Below are 20086 nucleotides of genomic sequence, written 5' to 3'. Positions count from 1 at the left end.
TCGTCGCCGCGCCGGCGCTGGCGCGTTACCAGCCGGAAGAATACCTGCCCGGACCCGCCGCCCAGAGCGACGCGGAACTGGCCGCCGCCGCCGGCCGCATCGGCACTACCATTTTCCACCCGGTCGGCACCTGCAAAATGGGACAGGATACCGAGGCGGTGGTCGATGCCAGACTGCGCGTTCACGGACTATCCGGACTGAGAGTGGCGGACGCCTCCATCATGCCCGCCATCACCTCGGGCAATACCAACTCGCCCACGCTGATGATCGCGGAAAAAGCCGCCCGCATGATTTTGCAAGACCGCGCAGCGCCGGACTGAGCGCCGCGCGGCATCGGAATCCATCCAAACAGAGGAAGCCCACTTCCCGCCCCACAACTTGTCGCAAAGCCACACCAAGAGGAGACAGCACCATGAGCAGCACCCTGACGCCCGCCGCCACGGCGGGACACGCGATCAGCGGCTCCGAGCGCAAAGTGATCTTCGCCTCGTCGCTGGGCACCGTTTTCGAGTGGTACGATTTTTTCCTGTACGGCGCGTTGGCGGCGGTGATCAGCAAGCAGTTCTTCGCCGGCGTCAATGACACCACCGCCTTCATCTTCGCCTTGATGACCTTCGCCGCCGGCTTCCTGGTGCGCCCCTTCGGCGCGCTGCTGTTCGGCCGGCTGGGCGATATGATAGGCCGCAAATACACCTTCCTCGCCACCATCCTGATCATGGGCGTGTCCACCTTCCTGGTGGGCCTGCTGCCCGGCTACGCCAGCATAGGCATCGCCGCGCCCATCCTGCTGGTGCTGCTGCGCATGCTGCAGGGCCTGGCGATAGGCGGCGAATACGGCGGCGCGGCCATCTACGTGGCCGAACACGCGCCGGACCACAAGCGCGGCGCCTACACCAGCTGGATCCAGGTCACCGCCACCGCCGGCCTGCTGCTGTCGCTGCTGGTGATCCTGGCCTGCCGCAAGCTCACCGGCCCGGCCTTCGACGAATGGGGCTGGCGCCTGCCCTTCCTGCTGTCGCTGGTGCTGCTGGCCATCTCCACCTGGATCCGGCTGTCGATGCACGAATCGCCGGCCTTCCTGAAAATGAAGGCCGAGGGCAAGCACTCCAAGGCGCCGCTGACCGAATCCTTCACCAACTGGCAAAACCTGCGCATCGTGCTCACCGCGCTGTTCGGCATCAACGGCGGCCAGGCGGTCACCTTCTACTGCGCGCAGTTCTACTCGCTGTTCTTCCTCACCCAGATCCTCAAGGTCGATTCGCAGATCGCCACCCAGCTGCTGGTGGTGTCGCTGCTGATCGCCGCGCCGCTATTCCTGTACTTCGGCTACCTGTCCGACCGCATCGGCCGCAAGCCGGTGATGCTGACCGGCCTGCTGCTGGCGGCGCTGCTGACCTTTCCCGCCTTCAAATGGCTGACCGCCTACGCCAGCCCGGACATCGCCCACGCCGCGCGCCAGGCGCCGGTGGTGGTGGTGGCGGACCCGGCCAGCTGCCGCTTCCAGTTCGACCCGGTGGGCAAGGCCAAGCTCAGCAGCAGCTGCGACCAGGCCAAGGCCCTGCTGGCCAAGAACGGCGTGCCCTATCAGCGCCAGGCGGCGCCCGCCGGCGGCGAAACCCAGATCAAGGTGGGCGAACAGACGCTGAGCGGCTTCGACAAGGCCGCATTGCTGGCCGCGCTGAAGCAGGCCGGCTACCCGGACAAGGCCGACCCGGACAAGATCAACTACCCGATGGTGGTGGCGGTGCTGGTGCTGCTCAGCCTGATCGCCGCCATGGTCTACGGCCCGCTGGCCGCCACCATGGTGGAGCTGTTCCCCACCCGCATCCGCTACACCTCGATGTCGCTGCCCTACCACATCGGCAACGGCTGGATAGGCGGCCTGTTTCCCACCGTGGCGTTCTCGCTGGTGGTCTACACCGGCGACATCCTCTACGGCCTGTGGTATCCGGTCATCGTCTACAGCGTCAGCTTCATCGTCTGCCTGTTGGGCTTGAAGGAGACTCATAAGGCCGACATCCATCAATAAGACTCGCTAACAAAACCCCTGATCCTGCGTTGCGCCTCCTTGTCGTACGACTTGTACTGCCTGCGTCGGCGCGCCTTGGCTCAGGTACGCTGCGCGGTTTTGTTAGTGACTCTAAGCGCCCTTCCCATCCGCACGGCGAACCTCCCGGTTCGCCGTGTTTCTGGGTAGACTGAGGCTTTCGTCCCAACCGCCCGCGCCGCCATGCCGATTCAACGCCTCAGCCAGTCCGAAACCCTGATCCTCAACCGCCACCGCCATCATCTGCGCCGCTGGGGCCCGCGCGACGCGCCGCTCTTGGTGCTGCTGCACGGCTGGATGGACAGCTCGGCCACCTTCCAATTCCTGGTGGACGCGCTGCCGGACGGCTGGCAAGTGGCGGCGCCGGACTGGCGCGGCTTTGGCGACAGCGACTGGAACGACGGCAGCTACTACTTCCCCGACTACCTGGCCGATCTCGACGCGCTGCTGGACGCGCTGTCGCCGCAACAACCGGTCAAGCTGCTGGGCCACAGCATGGGCGCTATGATCGCCGGCATCTACGCCGGCATCCGCCCCGAACGCATAGAAAAGCTGGTGCTGGCCGAAGGCTTTGGCCTGGCCGCCACCAAGCCGGCGGAAGCGCCGGGCCGCTATGCGCGCTGGCTGCGCGAAACCCGTACCGCGCCGGAGTTCGGCGATTTGCAGTCGCTGGACGCCGTCGCCGCCAAGCTGTTGGAACGCAACCCCAGGCTGACGCCGGAACGCGCCCAATGGCTGGCGCGCGAACTGACCCGCCAACGCGACGACGGCCTCTACTACCGCGCCGATCCGCGCCACAAAATGGTCAACCCGGTGCTGTACCGGCTGGAAGAAGCGATGGCTTGCTGGCAGCGCATCAGCGCGCCGGTGCTGTGGGCGCTGGGCGGCGACACCGACGACCACCCGCTGGCCAAGAGCGTGGCCGCCAGCATGACGCAGCGGCGCGCCTGTTTCGCCCAACTCCAGGAAACCGTGATTGCCGACGCCGGCCACATGCTGCAATGGGAACAGCCGGCAGCGCTGGCCGTGGCGATCCACGCGTTTTTCAGCCAATCCCAATGAAAAAAGCGCGGCCAAGTCGCGCTTTTCATCTGCCTTCCACAAACTCAAACGCCTAGATAACGCCGCTCCAGGTGCGCCTTGAAATGCGCCGGGTTCAGCGTCTCGCCGGTGGCGCGCCGCACCAGTTCGTCCGTGCTCCAGCGGCTGCCCTGGCTCCAGATATGGGTGTTCAGCCAGTTGAAGATGGGCTCCAGATTGCCGGCCGCCACCTGCGCGTCCAGCTCCGGCTCGGCGCGGCGCAGGCTGGCGAAATACTGCGCCGCGTACATCGCGCCCAGCGTGTAGCTGGGGAAATAGCCGAAGCCGCCGTCGGTCCAGTGGATGTCCTGCATGCAACCGTTGGTGTAATTGCCGCGGGTGTCCACGCCCAGATAGGCCATCATCTTCTCGTCCCACAGCGCCGGGATGTCCTCGGCCTCGATCTCGCCGTCCATCAGCGCGCGCTCGATCTCGAAGCGCAGGATCACATGCGCCGGATAGCACAGCTCGTCGGCGTCCACGCGGATGTAGCCTGGCTGCACCCGGCTGTACAAGCGTTGCAGATTCTCCAGCGCAAACGCCGGCTGCTCGCCGAAATGGCTGCGGATCAGCGGCGCGATCAACTGCAGGAAGGCCGGGCTGCGGCCCAGCTGCATCTCGAAGGACAGACTCTGGCTTTCATGGATGCCCATGGAGCGCGCGCGGCCCAGCGGCTGCTCTAGCCAGTCCTTGGGCAGGTTCTGCTCGTAACGGGCGTGGCCGGTTTCGTGAACAATGCCCATCAGGCTCTGGACGAAGTCATCGTCGCGGTAGCGGGTGGTGATGCGCACGTCTTCCGGCACCCCGCCGCAGAAGGGATGGCTGCTGACATCCAGCCGGCCGCCGTCGAAGTCGAAGCGCAGCAGCTTCATCGCCTCCACGCCCAAGGCGCGCTGCTGCGCCACCGCGAACGGCCCCACCGGCTCGATCACCGTTTCCGACGCCTGCTTGGCGCGCGCGCGTTCGATCAGGCCCGGCAGCCAGGACTTCACCTCGGTGAAAATGCGCTCGATCTCCGCGCTCTTCATCCCCGGCTCGTACTTGTCCATCAGCGCGTCGTAACGGCCGCCGCCGCTGGCCTCGGCCAGCAAGCGGCCCTCCTCGCGCGACAGCTTGACCACCTCGCGCAGGTTTTCCAGAAACCCCTTCCAGTCATTGGCCGGGCGCTGGCTGCGCCAGGCGTGCTCGCAGCGCGCGCCGGCCAGGGTCTTGGCTTCCACCAGCTCCGCCGGCAGCAGATTGGCCTGCGCCCATTCGCGGCGCATCTCGCGCAGATTGGCGCGTTGCAACTCGTCCAGGTTTTCCTGCTCCGCCGCGTCCAGCTGCTCCTTCAGCTGCGGCGCGGTGATGATGCCGTGGGTCAGCACCCCCAGCTCCGCCAGCGCGGCGGCGCGGGCGTCATTGCCCTTGCTCGGCATCATCGCCGCCTGATCCCAGCCGGCGATGGCGCCGAGGTGGCTAAAGCGGTGCAAGCGGGCGAAAGTGTGGGTCAATGCCTGGTAGGCGGATGTGTGCGTCATCTTGTCTCCTCATCTAGTCGTAAAAGCATGATGCCATCAGACTATTTGATCTGACAACTTCCGCCCCAAAACCCGCCAAAGCCGCGTATTGACAAGAATTTTGATTTTGTACATTATCAACATCCCATGACTAGCATGAGGTAAGATCATGCCATCCATCGCCGCCCAACTCTTCCTCGCCTATCAGGACCGCGACTGGGAGCGCGCGCGCCGCCTGCTGCGCGACGACGCCGTGATGCTGTGGCATTGCAGCGGCGAGTGCTTCCGCGGCGCGGACGCCATCGTCCACGTCAACCGCGTTTATCCGGAGGGCTGGAGCATACGCCTGCTGCAAGACAATCTGCTGACCGACGGCCGCTGGCACGTGGTGGCGCAGGTGGACCACGGCGAGGCGCGCTTCTTCGCCAATTCCCTGTTCACGCTGGAACACGGGCTGATCAGCCAGATCGAGGAATACTGGGCCAGTGCCGAAGCGCCGCCGGCCTGGCGCGCGGGCTTGCCCGGCCGGGCCAGGCTGGAAGCCGCGCAGCCGGCTTGAGGCCGCCGGCAAGATGCGAAAGATCGTCAGCAGGCCCCCTAAGCAAAGGAGACACCATGACCATGACTTTTGAGACCTACATCGCCATCCAGAGCCACACCCCTGAGCACTCGGCCCCCATCAGCTTCGCCAAGGGCGCCCCGCTGTTGGTCGGCGAAAGATATGAAGGCCCGGAAGGCTGGGAGAATTGGTACTTTTGCGAGACACCGGGACAAGCGGGGGGCTGGGTGCCCGGCCAACTGATCGAATACATCGACGGCAAAGCGCTGGCCCGTGACAGTTACTCCGCGCAGGAATTGGATATCCAAGCGGGCGAGCAGCTGCTCGGCTCCAAAACCTTGAATGGCTGGCTATGGTGTCGCCGGCAAGATGGCGAGGCATTCGGCTGGGTGCCGCTCAATATCCTGAGACTGCAGTGAGAAGCCGGGCTCCGCGATAAACAGCCCCATTCGCAGAAACGCCCGCCTGACGTCAACCTTCGATGGCGCTAACTTGCCATCCAAGCAGCCGTCCATTAGCTTGGCCTAGGGGCGCAAGCTGCCGTACGGCCTAGCCGTGCCGACTTTACCGTACGGGTCGGGTTCCAAACGACAGCCTTGCGCCCCAAATCCTCCCCACCCCGCCGCCTTGACCCCTCCCACCTCTGCCGCCACAATAGCGCGGTGCCGGCCGAATACCGGCACTGGGATTGGAACCCCATCTACACGTACTGCGAACTGGCCGCTCTTGCGGCCATTGTTCCTGCAGTCTGCACGCCCATAAGGCGGGCGCGGACGGCAAGGACGGCGTTTGCCGTGCCGATTTCGTACGTGGTCGGTGTTCCAACCTTGCAGTCTCGTGCCCGCCAATCCCGATTGGAACCGGAAAGTGGGTTGATCTCACGTAGCAGAATGCAGGAGTAACAATATGTCCCAAACCCTCCCCCCTCGCCGTTTCTACCGGCTCAAGCCCCACGAAAACCAAGCGACCCAACTGCCCTTCGTCCGTTATCTGCCGCAACGCGGCCAGCCGCATCACTGGCAGATGCCGCCGGCCGACGACTATGTCGACGCCTGCGCCTATGGCCGCGAATGCGCCGCCCACCTGGCCCAGTTCTTCAAGGACCAGCCGCATAGGCTGAATCAGGGCCTGCTCGGCAAGATCGCCCACGATATGGATTTCAAGGACCCCGGCCACGCCCGCGGTTATTGGGTGGGCTTTTTCAGCTACGCCGAGCAATTGATGGCATTGGGCGCGCTGCGCTGCGATGTGTACGCCCATGTGGATAGCGTGCACGCCTTGCAGCAGGCGCAAACGCAGAAGTCGGAGTTGGAAGGCAAGGTGCCGTCGCGCAATAGCTAAGAACCTGTTTACGATCTGCTGCGCGTTGTGGAGCGTTACACGGTGAGTACGTCTTCGAAATGCTCATGTACCACCTGTACATTCCGCTTTCTCAGCCACAACGCCTTGTCTCGCCCTAGCTCGCGAGATCGTAAACAGGCCCTAAGACCGTTCGCAGCAAGCGGGAAGGCTCGCCTTCCCGCCTCAAGCCGCCGGCTGGCCGGCGTTGCGCGCCTCGGCTTGCGGGAATTGGTGCCAGTAATAGAAGTACTCGCGCACCAGCAGCAGAAAGGTATTTTTCAGTTCCGCCTCGCGCAGATGCAATAACACCGCGTCCACCATCATGCGGAAGCTGTCGCCCTGAATCGGCTGGCCGTCCAATAAATACAGCAGGGATTTGAGCAGACGCTCGCGCAGATGGATGTCCGGCTCGGACATGCCGTCCTCGAACAGCTTGCCCAGGTAGAGGCCCAGCGACGGCGGAAAGCGAGAAAAGCCATCGCGCTCCATCCGCGTCAACAGGCTTTCCCAGTCCGTCTCCAGCCACACCCGCACATTGCGCACCGAAAAGCCGCTGCGCGCGGTGATCTCCACCACTTTCTTGGTATCGCCCAGCCAGAAGTAATAGAACTCACGGGTACAGGTCAGCGCCAGCACCTGTTCGTCCGGCGAGCAGGCCTGCAGCAGACGCTCACAAGGGCCGCGGAAGCCTTCCGCGCTGCGCTCCACGCCGTCCAGCCAGGGCAGCAGCAGTTCCAGAATGCGACGCCTCTCGTCCACGACCTGAGCCGGCGCGCCCTGACGCGCCAGCAATCGCATATAAGCCTCCAGCGCCGCCTTCAAATCGCTCATGCCCTTTCCCCAGCCCTCCCGAATGTCGTTCCGGTCTTGCCTTCCCCCTCGCCGCTCGCGCTCTTCGGCACAGCGGGCGGACTGTTCTTATTTTCGGACAGAAATGTTGCAGACTCCAGACGGGATTCACAGCGGCGCTGGCGTTTTCCCAAGAGCGGCCAAGAAAATCAGTTTCACGGCGGAGACATGGCGCGCCGACGCGGGCCGTGCTTGAATACGGCCAGTCGGCGCAATGCCGTATCAGGGGGGGCCGTTCTCAACGCGGCGAGAGGGGGGCCGGCGTCAGGCTCAGGCGCAAATCCGCGCCCACCATGCGCGCGTCGCGTATGCTCAGCCGCTGTTTATCCGCCAGGTCTTCCAGCGGCGGCCAGGCGAACAGGCCGCGCGCGGCATCGCCGGCCAGCGACGGCGCCAGGTAGAGCACGATCTCATCCACCAGCCCGGCGCGCAGCAGCGCGCCGTTGAGGCCGGCGCCGGCTTCCACCATCAGCATATTGACGCCGCGCTGCGCCAGCGCCACCAGCAGCGCCGGCAGATCGGCATGGCCGTCGGCCTGTCGCGGCAGGGTCAGAATCTCCGCGCGGGCGCGGTAGGGTTGCAGCAGCGCGGCCTGGTGATCGCAGGTGGCCAGCAAGGTGGCGCCGCCCTGGTAGATGCGCTGTTCCGGCCGCGTGCGCAGATCGCTGTCCAGCACCACCCGCAGCGGCTGGCGCTCGCAGGGGACTTCGCGCACCGTCAGTTGCGGATCGTCGGCCAGCACGGTGCCGCTGCCGGTGAGCACCGCGCAGTGTTCAGCGCGCAGGCGATGCACATCGCGCCGCGCCTCCGGGCCGGTAATCCATTGACTGCTGCCGTTGAGCAAGGCGGTCTTGCCGTCCAGCGTGGCGGCGGCCTTGAGCGTGACCCAGGGACGGCCGCGCTCGACGCGCGACAGAAAGCCGCGATGCACTTGCCGCGCCTCGGCTTCCATCAGCCCGGCGTCGGCGGCGATGCCGGCGGCGCGCAGCATGGCCAGGCCGCGGCCGGCCACTTCGTGGTAGGGGTCCACCATCGCCGCGGCCACCCGGGCCACGCCCTCCTCGATCAGGCGCCGCGCGCACGGCGGGGTGCGGCCGTGGTGGCTGCACGGCTCCAGCGTCACATAGGCGGTGGCGCCGCGCGGGGACAGGCCGCGCGCCAGGCAGTCCTTGATCGCCTGGATTTCCGCGTGATCGCCGCCCACTTCCAGAGTGGCGCCCTCGCCGATCACCTCGCCGTCGCGCACCAGCACGCAGCCCACGCCGGGGTTGGGCGCGGCGCGGCGGGTGGCCGCGGCGGCCAGCCGCAGCGCTCTTTGCATGTAGTAATGATCGTCGGCGGAGTCATTCATGATTCAACACTTCCATTCATGGGCCAGCAGGCTGTACTGTCTGGCGTCGCAATAGCGGCCCTGCAACAACAAATACTCGCGCAGCACGCCTTCGTAGCGGAAGCCCAGCCGTTCCGCCACCGCGCAGCTGCGATGATTGTCCGCCGCCGCGTCTATCGCCACCCGGTGCAGGCCCAGCGGGCCGAAAGCTTCGGTCAGCATTTGCGTCAGCGCCGCCTGCATCACGCCCTGCCCCACCTGGCGGCGGTCCAGCCAATAGCCGACGAAGGCGTGACAGTTCAAGGTGTCGACGGAGTGCAGATCGCAAACGCCGGCCAGTTCGCCGCCGCGCAATACCAGCCAAGTATAGGCTTTACCGATCTGACGGCTGACGGCGGCGGATTCCAGAAAGGCGCGGGAGTCGGCCTCGGAGCGGGTCAAAGGCTCCCACGGCATCCACGGCCGCAAGGCGTCGCGGTTGGAGGCTATCAGCGCGAACAGCGCCGGAGCGTCGGACAACTCCGGCGCGCGCAGCGTGACATCGGAAGGCAGGGGTTCAGGCATGCGGGGCACCCGTGATGACAAAAGAATAGAACAGTCTACTCCAGCCATCCGCCGGGCGGTCAATGCGAGGACTTCTGGATTTCCTTGATGGCGTCGGAGAACTCGGACACATCCTGAAAACTGCGGTACACCGAGGCGAAACGCACATAAGCCACCTTGTCCAGGCGCGCCAGTTCATTCATCACCATCTCGCCGATCTCGCGGCTGGAGACTTCGCGCTCGCCCAGTTGCAGCAGCTTGTGACAGATGCGGTCTATCGCTTCGTCCACCAGCGCGGTGGGCACCGGACGCTTGTGCAGCGCGCGCAGGAAGCTGGTGCGCACTTTCTCGATGTCGAATTCCGAACGATGGCCGGCGGTTTTCACCACCTGCGGCATGCGCACATCGGCGGTTTCAAAGGTCGTGAAACGCTTCTCGCACACCGGGCAGCGCCGCCGCCGCCGGATGCTGCTGCCGTCCTCACTGACGCGGGAGTCGATTACCTGAGTATCGGCATTGCCGCAGAACGCGCATTTCATGACTTAATCCTAAGGGTTCCAATGTATGGATGTTATCAGCAATGCGCAGTCAAGTTAATGCCGCTATCGCCCGCCCATGAAAAAGACGCCCCGCGGGGCGTCTTTCAGCGGCCAAAACCAGCTTGGCTTATTTGGCGTACACCGGGAAACGATGGCACAGCGCGGTGGCTTGCTCGGCCACGCGGGCGATCAGCGCGTCGTCGTTCGGGTTGTCCAGCACGTCCGCCACCAGATTGGCCACCTGGATGGCTTCGGCTTCCTTGAAGCCGCGGGTGGTGATGGCCGGGGAGCCGATGCGGATGCCGGAGGTCACGAACGGGGTTTCCGGGTCGTTCGGAATCGCGTTCTTGTTCACGGTGATGTGGGCGCGGCCCAGCAGCGCGTCGGCGGCCTTGCCGGTCAGGCCCTTGGCGCGCAGGTCCACCAGGAACACATGGCTCTCGGTGCGACCGGACACGATGCGCACGCCGCGCTCGCCCAGGGTCTTGGCCATGATGGCGGCGTTCTTCAGCACTTGTTCCTGATACACCTTGAACTCGGGCAGCAGCGCTTCCTTGAAGGCGACGGCCTTGGCGGCGATCACGTGCTCCAACGGGCCGCCTTGCAGCGTCGGGAACACATTGCTGTTGATGCTCTTCTCGAACTCGGCCTTGGCCAGGATGATGCCGCCGCGCGGACCGCGCAGGGTCTTGTGGGTGGTCGAGGTCACGAAGTCGGCGAACGGCACCGGGTTCGGGTAAACGCCGGCGGCGATCAGACCGGCGTAATGCGCCATGTCCACCATGAAGTAAGCGCCGCATTTCTTGGCGATCTGACCCATGCGCTCGAAATCGAAGCGCAGCGCGTAAGCGGAGGCGCCGCCGATGATCAGCTTGGGCTTGGTTTCCATCGCTACGCGTTCCATGTCGTCGTAGTCGATTTCTTCCTTGTCGTTCAGACCGTAGGCGACGATGTTGAACATCTTGCCGGACAGGTTGGCCGGGGAGCCGTGGGTCAGGTGACCGCCGTGGCCCAGGTTCATGCCCATCACGGTGTCGCCCGGCTTCAGGATGGAGAAGTACACCGCCTGGTTGGCCTGGCTGCCGGAGTGCGGCTGCACGTTGGCGTATTCCGCGCCGAACAGCTGCTTGACGCGGTCGATGGCGAGCTGTTCCACCACGTCCACGTGTTCGCAACCGCCGTAGAAGCGCTTGCCCGGGTAGCCTTCGGCGTACTTATTGGTCAGCTGGGAGCCCTGGGCTTCCATCACCGCGGGGCTGGTGTAGTTTTCCGAGGCGATCAACTCGATGTGATCTTCCTGGCGTTGGCACTCGGCGGCAATCGCAGCAGCGAGTTCGGGGTCGAATTTGGCAATCGTCTGGTCAGCAGCGAACATCTTTGACTCATCCATCAAAGGGTTAACGATGCGGGCATTCTACACGAAATGCCGAAGCGAAATCCTTAACGTGAAGCAATTGCGAGAGGTGACGACAAGCGCCCGCGCGCCACTTCCATCGACCCCACACCCCACCGGCAAGGAGACAAAGCCACAGCGATTTGCAGCCCAGCATTGGATAAAGCAACAATGCCAAGCACCCATGGATCACTTTGCAAGGGTTACGACCTTGCTTGCATCTCATCTTGTGGCAAGCGCCCTCTTCCAATGGTTCGTCTCAGTGGAGAAAGATGAATGTTTTGGCTGGATCAAAACCAAGCCATGCCTACGGAGTGGTTCGCAGGTGCGCCCACGCCGGATCAGCGCTCCGCGTGGGTGGGGAATATCTACCGTGTCGCCTTAGCCCATCATGCCGATGGCTTCTTCGAAGTCGTGCCATTTGTTTTTGGCGCCTATCGCTACCTAATGTATTTTGCCAGCCTGGCGGGAGAAGTGCCTGGAGACGATGAGCAGGAGGTACGTGACTTTATCCGGACTTGGGCGCATGACTTTGAACCCGATATGCGCACAAGCCGGTTGGTAAAGTTCATGCGAGCCGATGCTATCAACCGCGACCATATCTACGAGCCGGACTCATGGCGCCTGGACAACCCCCGCCAGATTTTCAGTTTTGGACAACATTTACTTGAAATTGTTGTCTACCATAGTCGGCTTATAGCTGAAACAAGGCAGTACTTTTACAAGCCGGCTCCGGGGCTTGGCAGGTTCTATGATAGGATTTGTCACTGTAATCAGCTGCTCATCCGAGAACTGGGCTTTAGCGCCATCCACAGCGTGGGACTTGAGGATACGGGGTATATCGGCTATGAAAAACAGCGTTAAATCACCCAATGCCAAGAAGCGGGTCTATGTGTCCCAGACCACCGCCCACAGCTTGGCTAAGCTAAGCCATGATCTCGGTGAGGCTTGTTCCAAAGGAACTGTGGTCAAGGTGGAATCCAACCCACCATCATCGAAGAAACCGCCAACGCGCAAACTGCGCGTGGTTTGAAAAAAGCGCCGGATACCCGGCGCTTTGTCTTTCATCTCCTCACTCCCGGCTATCCACCAAAATCAGCTCGGCGTCTTCGCTGGCGACGATGCGCAACAGCGCCTCGTCCTTAATCGCCGCGCCGTCGCGGGCTTGCAGCGCCACGCCGTTGACTTCCACCCGGCCACGGGCCAGCACCAGATAAGCGCAACGCTGCGCGCCCAACCGGTAATCGATGCTCTCACCGGCCTTGAGGGTGGCGCCCAGCACGCGGGCGTCGGCACGGATCGGCAAGGCCTGATCGTCGCCGTCCATGCCGCTGGCCAGAGCGACGAAGGCGCCGGAGCGATCCTCCTTGGGAAACGGTTTGCTGCCCCAGGACGGCTCGCCTCCGCGCCGCTCCGGCATGATCCAGATCTGGAAAATACGGGTGTCGACGGCTTCCAGATTGTATTCAGAGTGAACAATGCCGCTGCCTGCGCTCATCACTTGCACATCGCCGGCCTCGGTGCGGCCCTGATTGCCCAGGTTGTCGCGGTGGCTGATCGTGCCTTCACGAACATAAGTGATGATTTCCATATCCGCATGCGGATGTGGAGGAAAGCCGGTGCCCGGCGCGATGGTGTCGTCGTTCCACACCCGCAGAGCGCCCCAATGCATGCGCGCCGGGTCGTGGTATTCGGCGAAGGAAAAATGGTATTTGGCGTCCAACCAGCCATGGTGGGCTCCGCCCAGGCTGGCGAAAGAGCGATGTTCTATCATGCTGTCCTCCCGTATTGTGGCGAGGCGCCGCCTGCCCGGCGACGCGTCTGATGCAACCACTATACGCAGCGGACAACGCTATGTTAATGGGATATATGGAATTGCATAGTTTCCATTTTTGACATGATTAATGCGCTATCTTGCAGTTTGATGGTTAAAATTGGAATCCATCGCCTGAAGCGAATCCAATGATGAAACGACTCCCCGATCTGGAAGCCTGGGCTATTTTCGCCAAGGTGGCGGAATGCGGCTCCTTCGCCCGCGCCGCCGCGGAACTGACGCTGTCCCAGGCCACGGTGTCCAAGGCGATTTCCCGCCTGGAGGCCCGGATGAAAACCATACTGTTGCACCGCAGCTCGCGGCGGCTGTCCTTGACCGAGGCCGGCCACGCCGCGCTGGAGCGGGCCAGCCGCATCCTGGCGGAGGGCGAGGCGGTGGAGGCGGACATCGCCGAGCAATCCACCAGCCTGCGCGGTGCGGTGCGGGTCACCGCGCCAATGTCCTTCGGACTGTCCCACCTGGCGCCGCTGCTGCCGGAGTTCATGGCCCGCCACCCGGACGTGGAGCTGGACTTCCACTTCAGCGACGAGCAGGTGGATCTGGTGGCCAAACGGCTGGACGTGGCGCTGCGCATCGCCTCGCTGGCCGACTCCAGCCTGCTGGCCCGCCGCCTGTGCGCGGTGCGCATCCTGCTGGTGGGCTCCCCGGCGTATTTCGCGCGCTATGGCCGGCCCCGCCATCCCCGCGAGTTGGCCGAACACCGCGCGCTGTTGTACAGCAACGCGCCCGGCGGGCAGTTCTGGCGCTTCCGCCACGCGGATGAAGGCGAGTTCGCGCTGGAAATGCCCTCGCCGCTGCGGGTCAACAACGCCGAGGCATTGACGCCGGCGCTGCGCGCCGGCCTGGGCCTGGCGCTTCAGCCGGAATTCCTGGCCTGGCAGGATGTGCAGGCCGGCGAACTGGAAACCGTGATGATGGATTGGCAGGTGGACCCGATCGCGCTTTACATCCTGACGCCGCCGGGCCGCAGCCGGCCGGCGCGGGTACAGGCCTTGATCGACTACCTGGCGGCGCGGCTGGCCGTCGCGCCATGGGCGGATTGCGGCTAGCCGCTAACGATAAGCACAATGACAAAGCCCCGCTCGAGGCGGGGCGTGATCACCGGACAAGGCGGGACGAGGCTTACAAATCGTCAGCGGTGAAGAACAGCGGCACGCCGTCCTTGCTGTCCGGATGCAGCTCCGCCAGCACGTGCACTTCGCGCACATGGCATTCCGCCATCAGTTCGCGGAAGCTTTCCTCGATCAGCTGCACATTGTCCAGCGCCGCCAGCGGCCAGACGAAGGCTTCCCAATTGCGCTCGTCGCCCGCGGCGGACAGGGTGATGTGCAATTCGCCATTGTCGTGGGCGGACAGGATGGCCACCGGCTCCTTGCTCAGTTCACGCAGGCGGCGGATCTGGCTGCTGGCGAACACCTGCATCGCCACCTCGAAGCGAGCGTAGTTGCCGGCCACCATCGCCTGCATCGCCGGCATCGGCGGGCGGGCGATGGGGAACAGCGTCACGCCGTCGGCCTTCAATTGCTCGCCCAGGAACTTCATCAGCGGCATGCCCCAAGCGCCCACCGCGCCACCGAGGCGCAGCGGTGGCTCGGCGCCTTCCGGCTGGATCGCCACGCCCAGCAGATAGCGCAGGAACACGCCCTCTTCCTTCACCGTGACCGGCGCCGGCTGCTGCGGCAGCAGCGCGCGCGCATGGGCCGGATCGCGGTTCAGCTTATAGAGCTGAGCAGAGTCCAACCCCACCACGCTGTCAGGATGCAGCAGCGCGCCGCCCAGCGCGACATCGGCATCGGCGGCGAACACGCCATGCTCGCGCAGCAATTGGTTCAGGCCGGCCACATCGGCGATCTCGCCCGGCAGCGTGGTCTGGTTCTTGCTGCCGGCCACCAGCACCAGCGGCATCGCGAAGACGATGGCGCGACCGCCGCCAGTGTTTTCCGCCGCGTCGCGCAGCGCGTCCCACACCAGTTGATAGCATTGCTGAGACGGCACCATGGCCAGCGCCACCGAGATGGACAGCAGTTCGCCGCGCGCCAACATCTCGGCCATCGCGTCGCGCACCGCGGAGAACCACATTTCCCGGTCGGACTCGGTCTTGGCGTTCAACGCCGACTGGGCGTTGTGGATCAGCATATTGGTCAGCGCCACTTGCGGGTGGTACTGGCGCGGATCAGGGAGGGTATGGCGTACGGCGTCCATGAAGGGGAATCCTGCGGCAATCGGAAAACCGCTATTTTGGCACAGCTGCGGCGCCCATGGTGCGCCGCGACAGTGGCGATTCCAGTAGCGATGTACCAGATCAGCGACAGAAAATTATAATTTCACACATTTGCGAAAAACAACATGTTGACACTCGATACCGCAATCTGGATAATTCGTTCTCGTTGAGATGCAGCAATTGCTTCTTGATAGTTTCTCCTCTATTTCTCCTTTGTAGACTTGGCGCGGACCTAACGGTACCGCGCATTTTTTTTGCCTTTTTTCGGCGAAGCCCCATGCTAAGCAAACGCTAAGCTTCTGTTAATCAATCAAATTATTAAAATTCGTGTAGCAAGGAAACTTGCCTGCCGCCACCCTTTCACGCTCCCCGCGCGCTCCTTTATCCCGATCTCCAGCCCGCCTCGTCCCGTCCGCGCCGCAAGCCCAACCCATGCCATTTAGATTTAAACGAGCGAAACATATGACTAACAGCATTAGAACGGATTTCGTTTGTGAAAATTTAGGAAAACTGACAAGGAAGAACTGTTGGATTCGAAAACAAATGAACAAGACAAAGACGTCACCGTGAACGGGCGACTGGGGAAGGCTGGCGGCGGCGCAGCGCCGATGAGGAGCAGATGGTTGCTGCCACGCAAAAAACAATGGGCCGCACGGTAAAAAACCGTACGGCCCACATGCTATCCGTAAACGAGTTACGGAAATATGACAAATATCAACGGCGTTCTACTTGCGTCACATCGCGCACCGCGCCAGTGTCGGCGCTGGTGGTCATCGCCGCGTAGGCGCGCAAGGCCGGGCTGACCACGCGGTCGCGGCCCAGCGGTTTCCACGCGTCGCGGCCCTTGGCTTCCATCGCCGCGCGCCGCGCCGCCAGCGTTTCATCGCTGACCGCCAGGCGGATGGAGCGGCCCGGGATGTCGATCTCGATGCGGTCGCCCTCTTCCACCAGGCCGATGGCGCCGCCCTCGGCCGCTTCCGGCGACACATGGCCGATGGACAGGCCGGAAGTGCCGCCGGAGAAGCGGCCATCGGTCAGCAAGGCGCAATCCTTGCCCAGGCCCTTGGATTTCAGATAGCTGGTGGGATACAGCATTTCCTGCATGCCGGGGCCGCCCTTGGGGCCTTCATAGCGGATCACCACCACGTCGCCGGCCACGATGCGGTCGGCCAGGATGGCCTCCACCGCCGCGTCCTGGCTTTCAAAGATGCGGGCGCGGCCATTGAACTTGAGGATGGAGTCGTCGACACCGGCGGTTTTGACGATGCAGCCGCGCTCGGCGATATTGCCGGCCAACACCGCCAGGCCGCCATCCTGGGAGTAAGCATGCTCGCGGTCGCGGATGCAGCCCTCGGCGCGGTCGTCGTCCACCGTCGGGTAACGCATGGACTGCGAGAAGGCGATGGTGGTGGGCACGCCGCCCGGCGCCGCGCGGTAGAAGCGCCGCGCTTCGCTGTCTTCGCCGTGGCGGCAGATGTCCCAGGCTTCCAGCGCCTCGCCCAGCGTGGCGCTGTGCACGGTGGGCACCTCGCGGCGGATCAGGCCGGCGCGGTCCAGCTCGGCCAGGATGGCCACCACGCCGCCGGCGCGATGCACGTCTTCCATATGGTATTTCTGGGTGGCCGGCGCCACCTTGGCCAGACACGGCACCGAGCGCGAGATGCGGTCGATGTCCGCCATCTTGAAGTCCACGCCGGCTTCCTGCGCCGCCGCCAGCAGATGCAGCACGGTATTGGTGGAGCCGCCCATGGCCACGTCCAGGCTCATCGCGTTCTCGAACGCGGCCTTGGTGGCGATCGCGCGCGGCAGCAGGCTGGCGTCGTCCTGTTCGTAATGGCGCTTGGTGATGTCCACGATCAGGCGGCCGGCGCGCAGGAACAATTCCTTGCGGTCCGCGTGCGTGGCCACCAGGCTGCCGTTGCCGGGCAGGGACAGGCCCAGCGCCTCGGTCAGGCAGTTCATGGAGTTGGCGGTGAACATACCGGAGCAGGAGCCGCAGGTGGGACAGGCGGAACGCTCCACGCGCTCGACGTCCTCGTTGGACACCGCGCTATTGGCGGCTTCCACCATCGCGTCCACCAGGTCCAGCTTGCGGATGTCGTTGCCCCACTGCACCTTGCCGGCTTCCATCGGGCCGCCGGAGACGAACACCACCGGGATGTTCAGGCGCATCGCCGCCATCAGCATGCCGGGGGTGATCTTGTCGCAGTTGGAGATGCACACCAGCGCGTCGGCGCAGTGGGCGTTGACCATGTATTCCACGCTGTCGGCGATCAGGTCGCGGCTGGGCAGGCTGTAGAGCATGCCGCCGTGGCCCATGGCGATGCCGTCGTCGATGGCGATGGTGTTGAATTCCTTGGCCACGCCGCCGGCGCGTTCGATTTCCCGCGCCACCAGTTGACCCATATTGTGCAGGTGCACATGGCCGGGCACGAACTGGGTGAAGCTGTTGGCGATGGCGATGATGGGCTTGCCGAAGTCATCGTCCTTCATGCCGGTGGCGCGCCATAGAGCGCGGGCACCCGCCATATTGCGGCCGGCGGTGGAAGTGCGGGAGCGGTATTGGGGCATTGCTGATTCCTTAATCTCTACATGGGCGGAAAGGCGCTCCTGGCCTGGCCTGCTTTAAGGCCGGGCCGCCTGGCTCCGGGTGCCGGGGAGCTCAAGGCAAAAATGCGCCGGGCGGCGGGTGGGCCGCGCGACGCGTGGGAACGCTTTCCCATATAATCCGTCCACATTCTTTTACCGCAAACGCACACGGCTGACAAATGATCATTCATCCGCAGTTCGACCCCGTGGCCATCCAGCTGGGCCCGCTGGCCATTCATTGGTACGGCCTGATGTACTTGCTGGGCTTCGCCAGCTTCCTGATCCTGGGCAATTACCGCATCAAGCGCGGCCACGCCTTCCTCACCTCCAAGCTGCTGGACGATCTGTTGATGTACGGCGCCGTCGGCGTGGTGCTGGGCGGCCGCCTGGGCGAGGTGCTGTTCTATCAGCCCGGCTATTATTTCAGCCATCCGCTGGAGATTCTGATGGTGTGGAAAGGCGGCATGTCCTTCCACGGCGGCTTCATCGGCGTGCTGCTCGGCGTGGCGCTGTTCGCGCGCAAGCACGGCCGCAGCTTCTGGGAAGTCACCGACTTCATCGCGCCGCTGGTGCCGCTGGGCCTGGCCGCCGGCCGCATCGGCAATTTCATCAACGGCGAGCTGTGGGGCCGGGTGGCCGATCCCAAGCTGCCGTGGGCGATGCTGTTTCCGCAGGCCAAGATGGATGATCTGATCCAGGCGCAGCAATCGTCCGACCTGATGGTGACCCTGCTCAACTACGGCGGCCTGCCGCGCCATCCGTCGCAGCTGTACGAGTTCGCGCTGGAAGGCCTGGCGCTGTTCGCGCTGCTGTGGTGCTTCAGCGCCAAGGCGCGCGCGCGCGGCCAGGTGTCGGCGCTGTTCCTGATCGGCTACGGCCTGGCGCGCTTCGGCAGCGAATACTTCCGCACCCCGGACGCCGGCATCTTCGGCCAGTCCGACGTGATCAGCATGGGCCAGTGGCTGAGCCTGCCGATGATCGTGATCGGCCTGGCGCTGTTCTACCTGTTCGGCAAGCGCAAGGCGGCCTGAGCCGGGCTAGGCTAGAATGCTTGCCATACACGGCGGTTTTTAGTCCGCCGCTTCAAGGCCAGTCTTAATGACTGGCCTTTTTGAATCCCTAGCCCTTGCGGCTTTTCGCCCGCAATAGAGGAAAACACTGCCATGACCGCCATCAAACTGACGCTGGCCGGCGCGCTGCTGGCCGCCGCCACCCTGGCCAACGCCGCCCAGACCGTGCTCAAGGTCTCCGCCATCCCCGACGAATCCCCCACCGAGCTGCAGCGCAAGTTCGCGCCGCTGGGCCAGTATCTGGAAAAAGAGCTGGGCATCAAGGTGCAGTTCGTGCCGGTGTCGGACTACGCCGGCGTGGTCACCGCGCTGACCTCGGACAAGCTGGACATGGCCTGGCTGGGCGGCTTCACCTATGTGCAGGCCAGCCAGCGCGGCAAGGTGGTGCCGCTGGTGCAGCGCGAGGAGGACAGCAAGTTCACCTCCACCTTCATCACCAGCGGCCCGGCCAAGAGCCTGAAGGAGCTGAAGGGCGACAGCTTCGCCTTCGGCTCCGCCTCCTCCACCTCCGGCCACCTGATGCCGCGCTACTTCATGCAGAAGGACGGCATCAAGCCGGAAAGCTTCTTCAAGAACGTCGCCTATTCCGGCGCCCACGACGCCACCGTGGCCTGGGTCGCCGCCGGCAAGGTGGAAGCCGGCGTGCTGAACAGCTCGGTGTGGCAGAAGCTGGTGGAAAGCAAGAAGGTGGATAGCGCCAAGGTGCGCGTGATCGCCACCACCCCGGCCTACTACGACTACAACTGGACGGTGCGCGGCAGCATGGACAAGGGCTTGCAGGACAAGATCCGCCAAGCCTTCCTCAAGCTGGACGCCAAGAACCCGGAACAGAAAGCCGTGCTGGATCTGCAGCGCGCCAGCCGCTTCATTCCCACCAAGCCGGACAACTATAAGGGCATAGAAGCCGCCGCCACGGCCGCCGGGCTGCTGAAGTGAGCCTGGAGCTTCGCGGCGTCGGCCTGAGCCTGGGCGGCGCCGCCATTCTGCGCGACATCGATCTGCAGCTTGCCGCCGGCGAGCAGGCGGCTCTGATCGGTCCGTCCGGCGCCGGCAAGAGCACCCTGCTCTTGCTGGCCAACACCGGCCTGCGCCCGGATAGCGGCACGGCGCGGCTGCTGGGCGACGATCCCTGGTGCTTGCCGCGCCGCGCCTTGCGCGCCTTGCGCGCGCGCATCGGCAGCGTGTATCAAGC

The 20086-nt window shown here is 64.2% G+C and carries 20 protein-coding genes; 11 read left to right on the top strand and 9 right to left on the bottom strand.

Annotated features, from left to right (window positions below):
• From LQT98_RS20155 to LQT98_RS20145, 3 genes are all read left to right on the top strand, one after another.
• Positions 1-320 (top strand): GMC oxidoreductase (locus LQT98_RS20155; RefSeq protein ID WP_231464671.1); only part of this gene is annotated, 320 nt, incomplete at its 5' end.
• Positions 321-412: 92 nt separating this feature from the next.
• Positions 413-2029 carry an MFS transporter gene (locus LQT98_RS20150; RefSeq protein WP_231464668.1) on the top strand — a complete coding sequence of 539 codons (1617 nt, stop codon included), beginning with the start codon at positions 413-415 and terminating at the stop codon, positions 2027-2029.
• A 201-nt stretch (positions 2030-2230) separates the two neighbouring features.
• Positions 2231-3109 (top strand): alpha/beta fold hydrolase, encoded by an 879-nt coding sequence (locus LQT98_RS20145; protein WP_231464665.1) that lies wholly within the window; start codon positions 2231-2233, stop codon positions 3107-3109.
• A gap of 44 nt (positions 3110-3153) precedes the next feature.
• Here the strand turns inward: LQT98_RS20145 and LQT98_RS20140 are convergent, their stop codons facing one another.
• Positions 3154-4647, bottom strand: coding sequence for a carboxypeptidase M32 (locus LQT98_RS20140; RefSeq protein ID WP_231464663.1), 1494 nt, complete (start codon positions 4645-4647; stop codon positions 3154-3156).
• Between the two features lie 148 nt (positions 4648-4795).
• Between LQT98_RS20140 and LQT98_RS20135 the strand changes: the two genes are divergently transcribed.
• The 3 genes from LQT98_RS20135 (at position 4796) to LQT98_RS20125 (ending at position 6526) form a co-directional block, all read left to right on the top strand.
• A complete protein-coding gene (locus LQT98_RS20135; RefSeq protein WP_231464660.1) occupies positions 4796-5185 on the top strand; it encodes a nuclear transport factor 2 family protein in 390 nt (129 codons plus the stop codon).
• A gap of 56 nt (positions 5186-5241) precedes the next feature.
• Positions 5242-5604, top strand: a complete 363-nt coding sequence (locus LQT98_RS20130) for an SH3 domain-containing protein (RefSeq protein ID WP_231464658.1) — start codon at positions 5242-5244, stop codon at positions 5602-5604.
• A gap of 487 nt (positions 5605-6091) precedes the next feature.
• Positions 6092-6526: a hypothetical protein gene (locus LQT98_RS20125; protein ID WP_048412029.1), complete on the top strand. Its 435-nt coding sequence runs from the start codon at positions 6092-6094 to the stop codon at positions 6524-6526.
• 183 nt (positions 6527-6709) lie between these two features.
• Here LQT98_RS20125 and LQT98_RS20120 read toward each other — a convergent pair whose 3' ends face one another.
• From LQT98_RS20120 to glyA, 5 genes are all read right to left on the bottom strand, one after another.
• Positions 6710-7357 (bottom strand): hypothetical protein, encoded by a 648-nt coding sequence (locus LQT98_RS20120; RefSeq protein WP_048409861.1) that lies wholly within the window; start codon positions 7355-7357, stop codon positions 6710-6712.
• A gap of 256 nt (positions 7358-7613) precedes the next feature.
• Positions 7614-8726, bottom strand: coding sequence for a bifunctional diaminohydroxyphosphoribosylaminopyrimidine deaminase/5-amino-6-(5-phosphoribosylamino)uracil reductase RibD (ribD, locus tag LQT98_RS20115; RefSeq protein WP_231464655.1), 1113 nt, complete (start codon positions 8724-8726; stop codon positions 7614-7616).
• A gap of 3 nt (positions 8727-8729) precedes the next feature.
• The gene (locus tag LQT98_RS20110; protein ID WP_231464652.1) at positions 8730-9269 is read right to left on the bottom strand and encodes a GNAT family N-acetyltransferase; all 540 of its coding nucleotides are present in this window, start codon (positions 9267-9269) and stop codon (positions 8730-8732) included.
• 59 nt (positions 9270-9328) lie between these two features.
• Positions 9329-9787 (bottom strand): transcriptional regulator NrdR, encoded by a 459-nt coding sequence (gene nrdR, locus LQT98_RS20105; protein WP_019100637.1) that lies wholly within the window; start codon positions 9785-9787, stop codon positions 9329-9331.
• A gap of 127 nt (positions 9788-9914) precedes the next feature.
• Entirely contained in the window at positions 9915-11162 is a 1248-nt protein-coding gene (gene glyA, locus LQT98_RS20100) for a serine hydroxymethyltransferase (RefSeq protein WP_048409864.1), read from the bottom strand.
• A 294-nt stretch (positions 11163-11456) separates the two neighbouring features.
• Between glyA and LQT98_RS20095 the strand changes: the two genes are divergently transcribed.
• Positions 11457-12044 carry a hypothetical protein gene (locus tag LQT98_RS20095; protein ID WP_231464649.1) on the top strand — a complete coding sequence of 196 codons (588 nt, stop codon included), beginning with the start codon at positions 11457-11459 and terminating at the stop codon, positions 12042-12044.
• Between the two features lie 208 nt (positions 12045-12252).
• On the opposite strand, the gene LQT98_RS20090 is transcribed toward LQT98_RS20095, so the two are convergent.
• A complete protein-coding gene (locus tag LQT98_RS20090; RefSeq protein ID WP_231464646.1) occupies positions 12253-12954 on the bottom strand; it encodes a pirin family protein in 702 nt (233 codons plus the stop codon).
• Between the two features lie 188 nt (positions 12955-13142).
• Between LQT98_RS20090 and LQT98_RS20085 the strand changes: the two genes are divergently transcribed.
• Positions 13143-14063, top strand: coding sequence for a LysR family transcriptional regulator (locus LQT98_RS20085; RefSeq protein WP_231464644.1), 921 nt, complete (start codon positions 13143-13145; stop codon positions 14061-14063).
• A 73-nt stretch (positions 14064-14136) separates the two neighbouring features.
• Here the strand turns inward: LQT98_RS20085 and LQT98_RS20080 are convergent, their stop codons facing one another.
• Positions 14137-15216, bottom strand: a complete 1080-nt coding sequence (locus LQT98_RS20080; RefSeq protein WP_231464641.1) for a hypothetical protein — start codon at positions 15214-15216, stop codon at positions 14137-14139.
• Positions 15217-15949: 733 nt separating this feature from the next.
• The gene (ilvD, locus tag LQT98_RS20075) at positions 15950-17806 is read right to left on the bottom strand and encodes a dihydroxy-acid dehydratase (protein ID WP_231464638.1); all 1857 of its coding nucleotides are present in this window, start codon (positions 17804-17806) and stop codon (positions 15950-15952) included.
• 197 nt (positions 17807-18003) lie between these two features.
• Here ilvD and lgt point away from each other — a divergent pair, with 197 nt between their 5' ends.
• The 3 genes from lgt to LQT98_RS20060 form a co-directional block, all read left to right on the top strand.
• The gene (gene lgt / locus LQT98_RS20070) at positions 18004-18855 is read left to right on the top strand and encodes a prolipoprotein diacylglyceryl transferase (protein ID WP_048409870.1); all 852 of its coding nucleotides are present in this window, start codon (positions 18004-18006) and stop codon (positions 18853-18855) included.
• Positions 18856-18987: 132 nt separating this feature from the next.
• Entirely contained in the window at positions 18988-19830 is an 843-nt protein-coding gene (locus tag LQT98_RS20065) for a putative selenate ABC transporter substrate-binding protein (protein WP_048409871.1), read from the top strand.
• Positions 19827-20086, top strand: a 260-nt coding sequence (locus LQT98_RS20060; protein ID WP_231464636.1) for an ATP-binding cassette domain-containing protein, incomplete at its 3' end; no start/stop codon positions are given. The genes LQT98_RS20065 and LQT98_RS20060, both read left to right, overlap by 4 nt.

Source organism: Chromobacterium aquaticum (genome assembly GCF_021129195.1).
Taxonomy (GTDB): Bacteria; Pseudomonadota; Gammaproteobacteria; order Burkholderiales; family Chromobacteriaceae; genus Chromobacterium; species Chromobacterium aquaticum.
This window is presented reverse-complemented; position numbering and strand designations above follow the sequence as displayed.

Bases quoted from the DNA above. Each gene is read 5' to 3' on its own strand.
- LQT98_RS20085 (WP_231464644.1), top strand. From the start codon at position 13,143: ATGATGAAACGACTCCCCGATCTGGAAGCCTGGGCTATTTTCGCCAAG.
- LQT98_RS20095 (WP_231464649.1), top strand. From the start codon at position 11,457: ATGTTTTGGCTGGATCAAAACCAAGCCATGCCTACGGAGTGGTTCGCA.
- LQT98_RS20140 (WP_231464663.1), bottom strand. From the start codon at position 4,647: ATGACGCACACATCCGCCTACCAGGCATTGACCCACACTTTCGCCCGC.
- LQT98_RS20130 (WP_231464658.1), top strand. From the start codon at position 5,242: ATGACCATGACTTTTGAGACCTACATCGCCATCCAGAGCCACACCCCT.
- ribD (WP_231464655.1), bottom strand. From the start codon at position 8,726: ATGAATGACTCCGCCGACGATCATTACTACATGCAAAGAGCGCTGCGG.
- glyA (WP_048409864.1), bottom strand. From the start codon at position 11,162: ATGTTCGCTGCTGACCAGACGATTGCCAAATTCGACCCCGAACTCGCT.
- LQT98_RS20090 (WP_231464646.1), bottom strand. From the start codon at position 12,954: ATGATAGAACATCGCTCTTTCGCCAGCCTGGGCGGAGCCCACCATGGC.
- LQT98_RS20080 (WP_231464641.1), bottom strand. From the start codon at position 15,216: ATGGACGCCGTACGCCATACCCTCCCTGATCCGCGCCAGTACCACCCG.
- LQT98_RS20150 (WP_231464668.1), top strand. From the start codon at position 413: ATGAGCAGCACCCTGACGCCCGCCGCCACGGCGGGACACGCGATCAGC.
- LQT98_RS20065 (WP_048409871.1), top strand. From the start codon at position 18,988: ATGACCGCCATCAAACTGACGCTGGCCGGCGCGCTGCTGGCCGCCGCC.
- lgt (WP_048409870.1), top strand. From the start codon at position 18,004: ATGATCATTCATCCGCAGTTCGACCCCGTGGCCATCCAGCTGGGCCCG.
- nrdR (WP_019100637.1), bottom strand. From the start codon at position 9,787: ATGAAATGCGCGTTCTGCGGCAATGCCGATACTCAGGTAATCGACTCC.
- LQT98_RS20125 (WP_048412029.1), top strand. From the start codon at position 6,092: ATGTCCCAAACCCTCCCCCCTCGCCGTTTCTACCGGCTCAAGCCCCAC.
- LQT98_RS20135 (WP_231464660.1), top strand. From the start codon at position 4,796: ATGCCATCCATCGCCGCCCAACTCTTCCTCGCCTATCAGGACCGCGAC.
- LQT98_RS20145 (WP_231464665.1), top strand. From the start codon at position 2,231: ATGCCGATTCAACGCCTCAGCCAGTCCGAAACCCTGATCCTCAACCGC.
- LQT98_RS20120 (WP_048409861.1), bottom strand. From the start codon at position 7,357: ATGAGCGATTTGAAGGCGGCGCTGGAGGCTTATATGCGATTGCTGGCG.
- LQT98_RS20110 (WP_231464652.1), bottom strand. From the start codon at position 9,269: ATGCCTGAACCCCTGCCTTCCGATGTCACGCTGCGCGCGCCGGAGTTG.
- ilvD (WP_231464638.1), bottom strand. From the start codon at position 17,806: ATGCCCCAATACCGCTCCCGCACTTCCACCGCCGGCCGCAATATGGCG.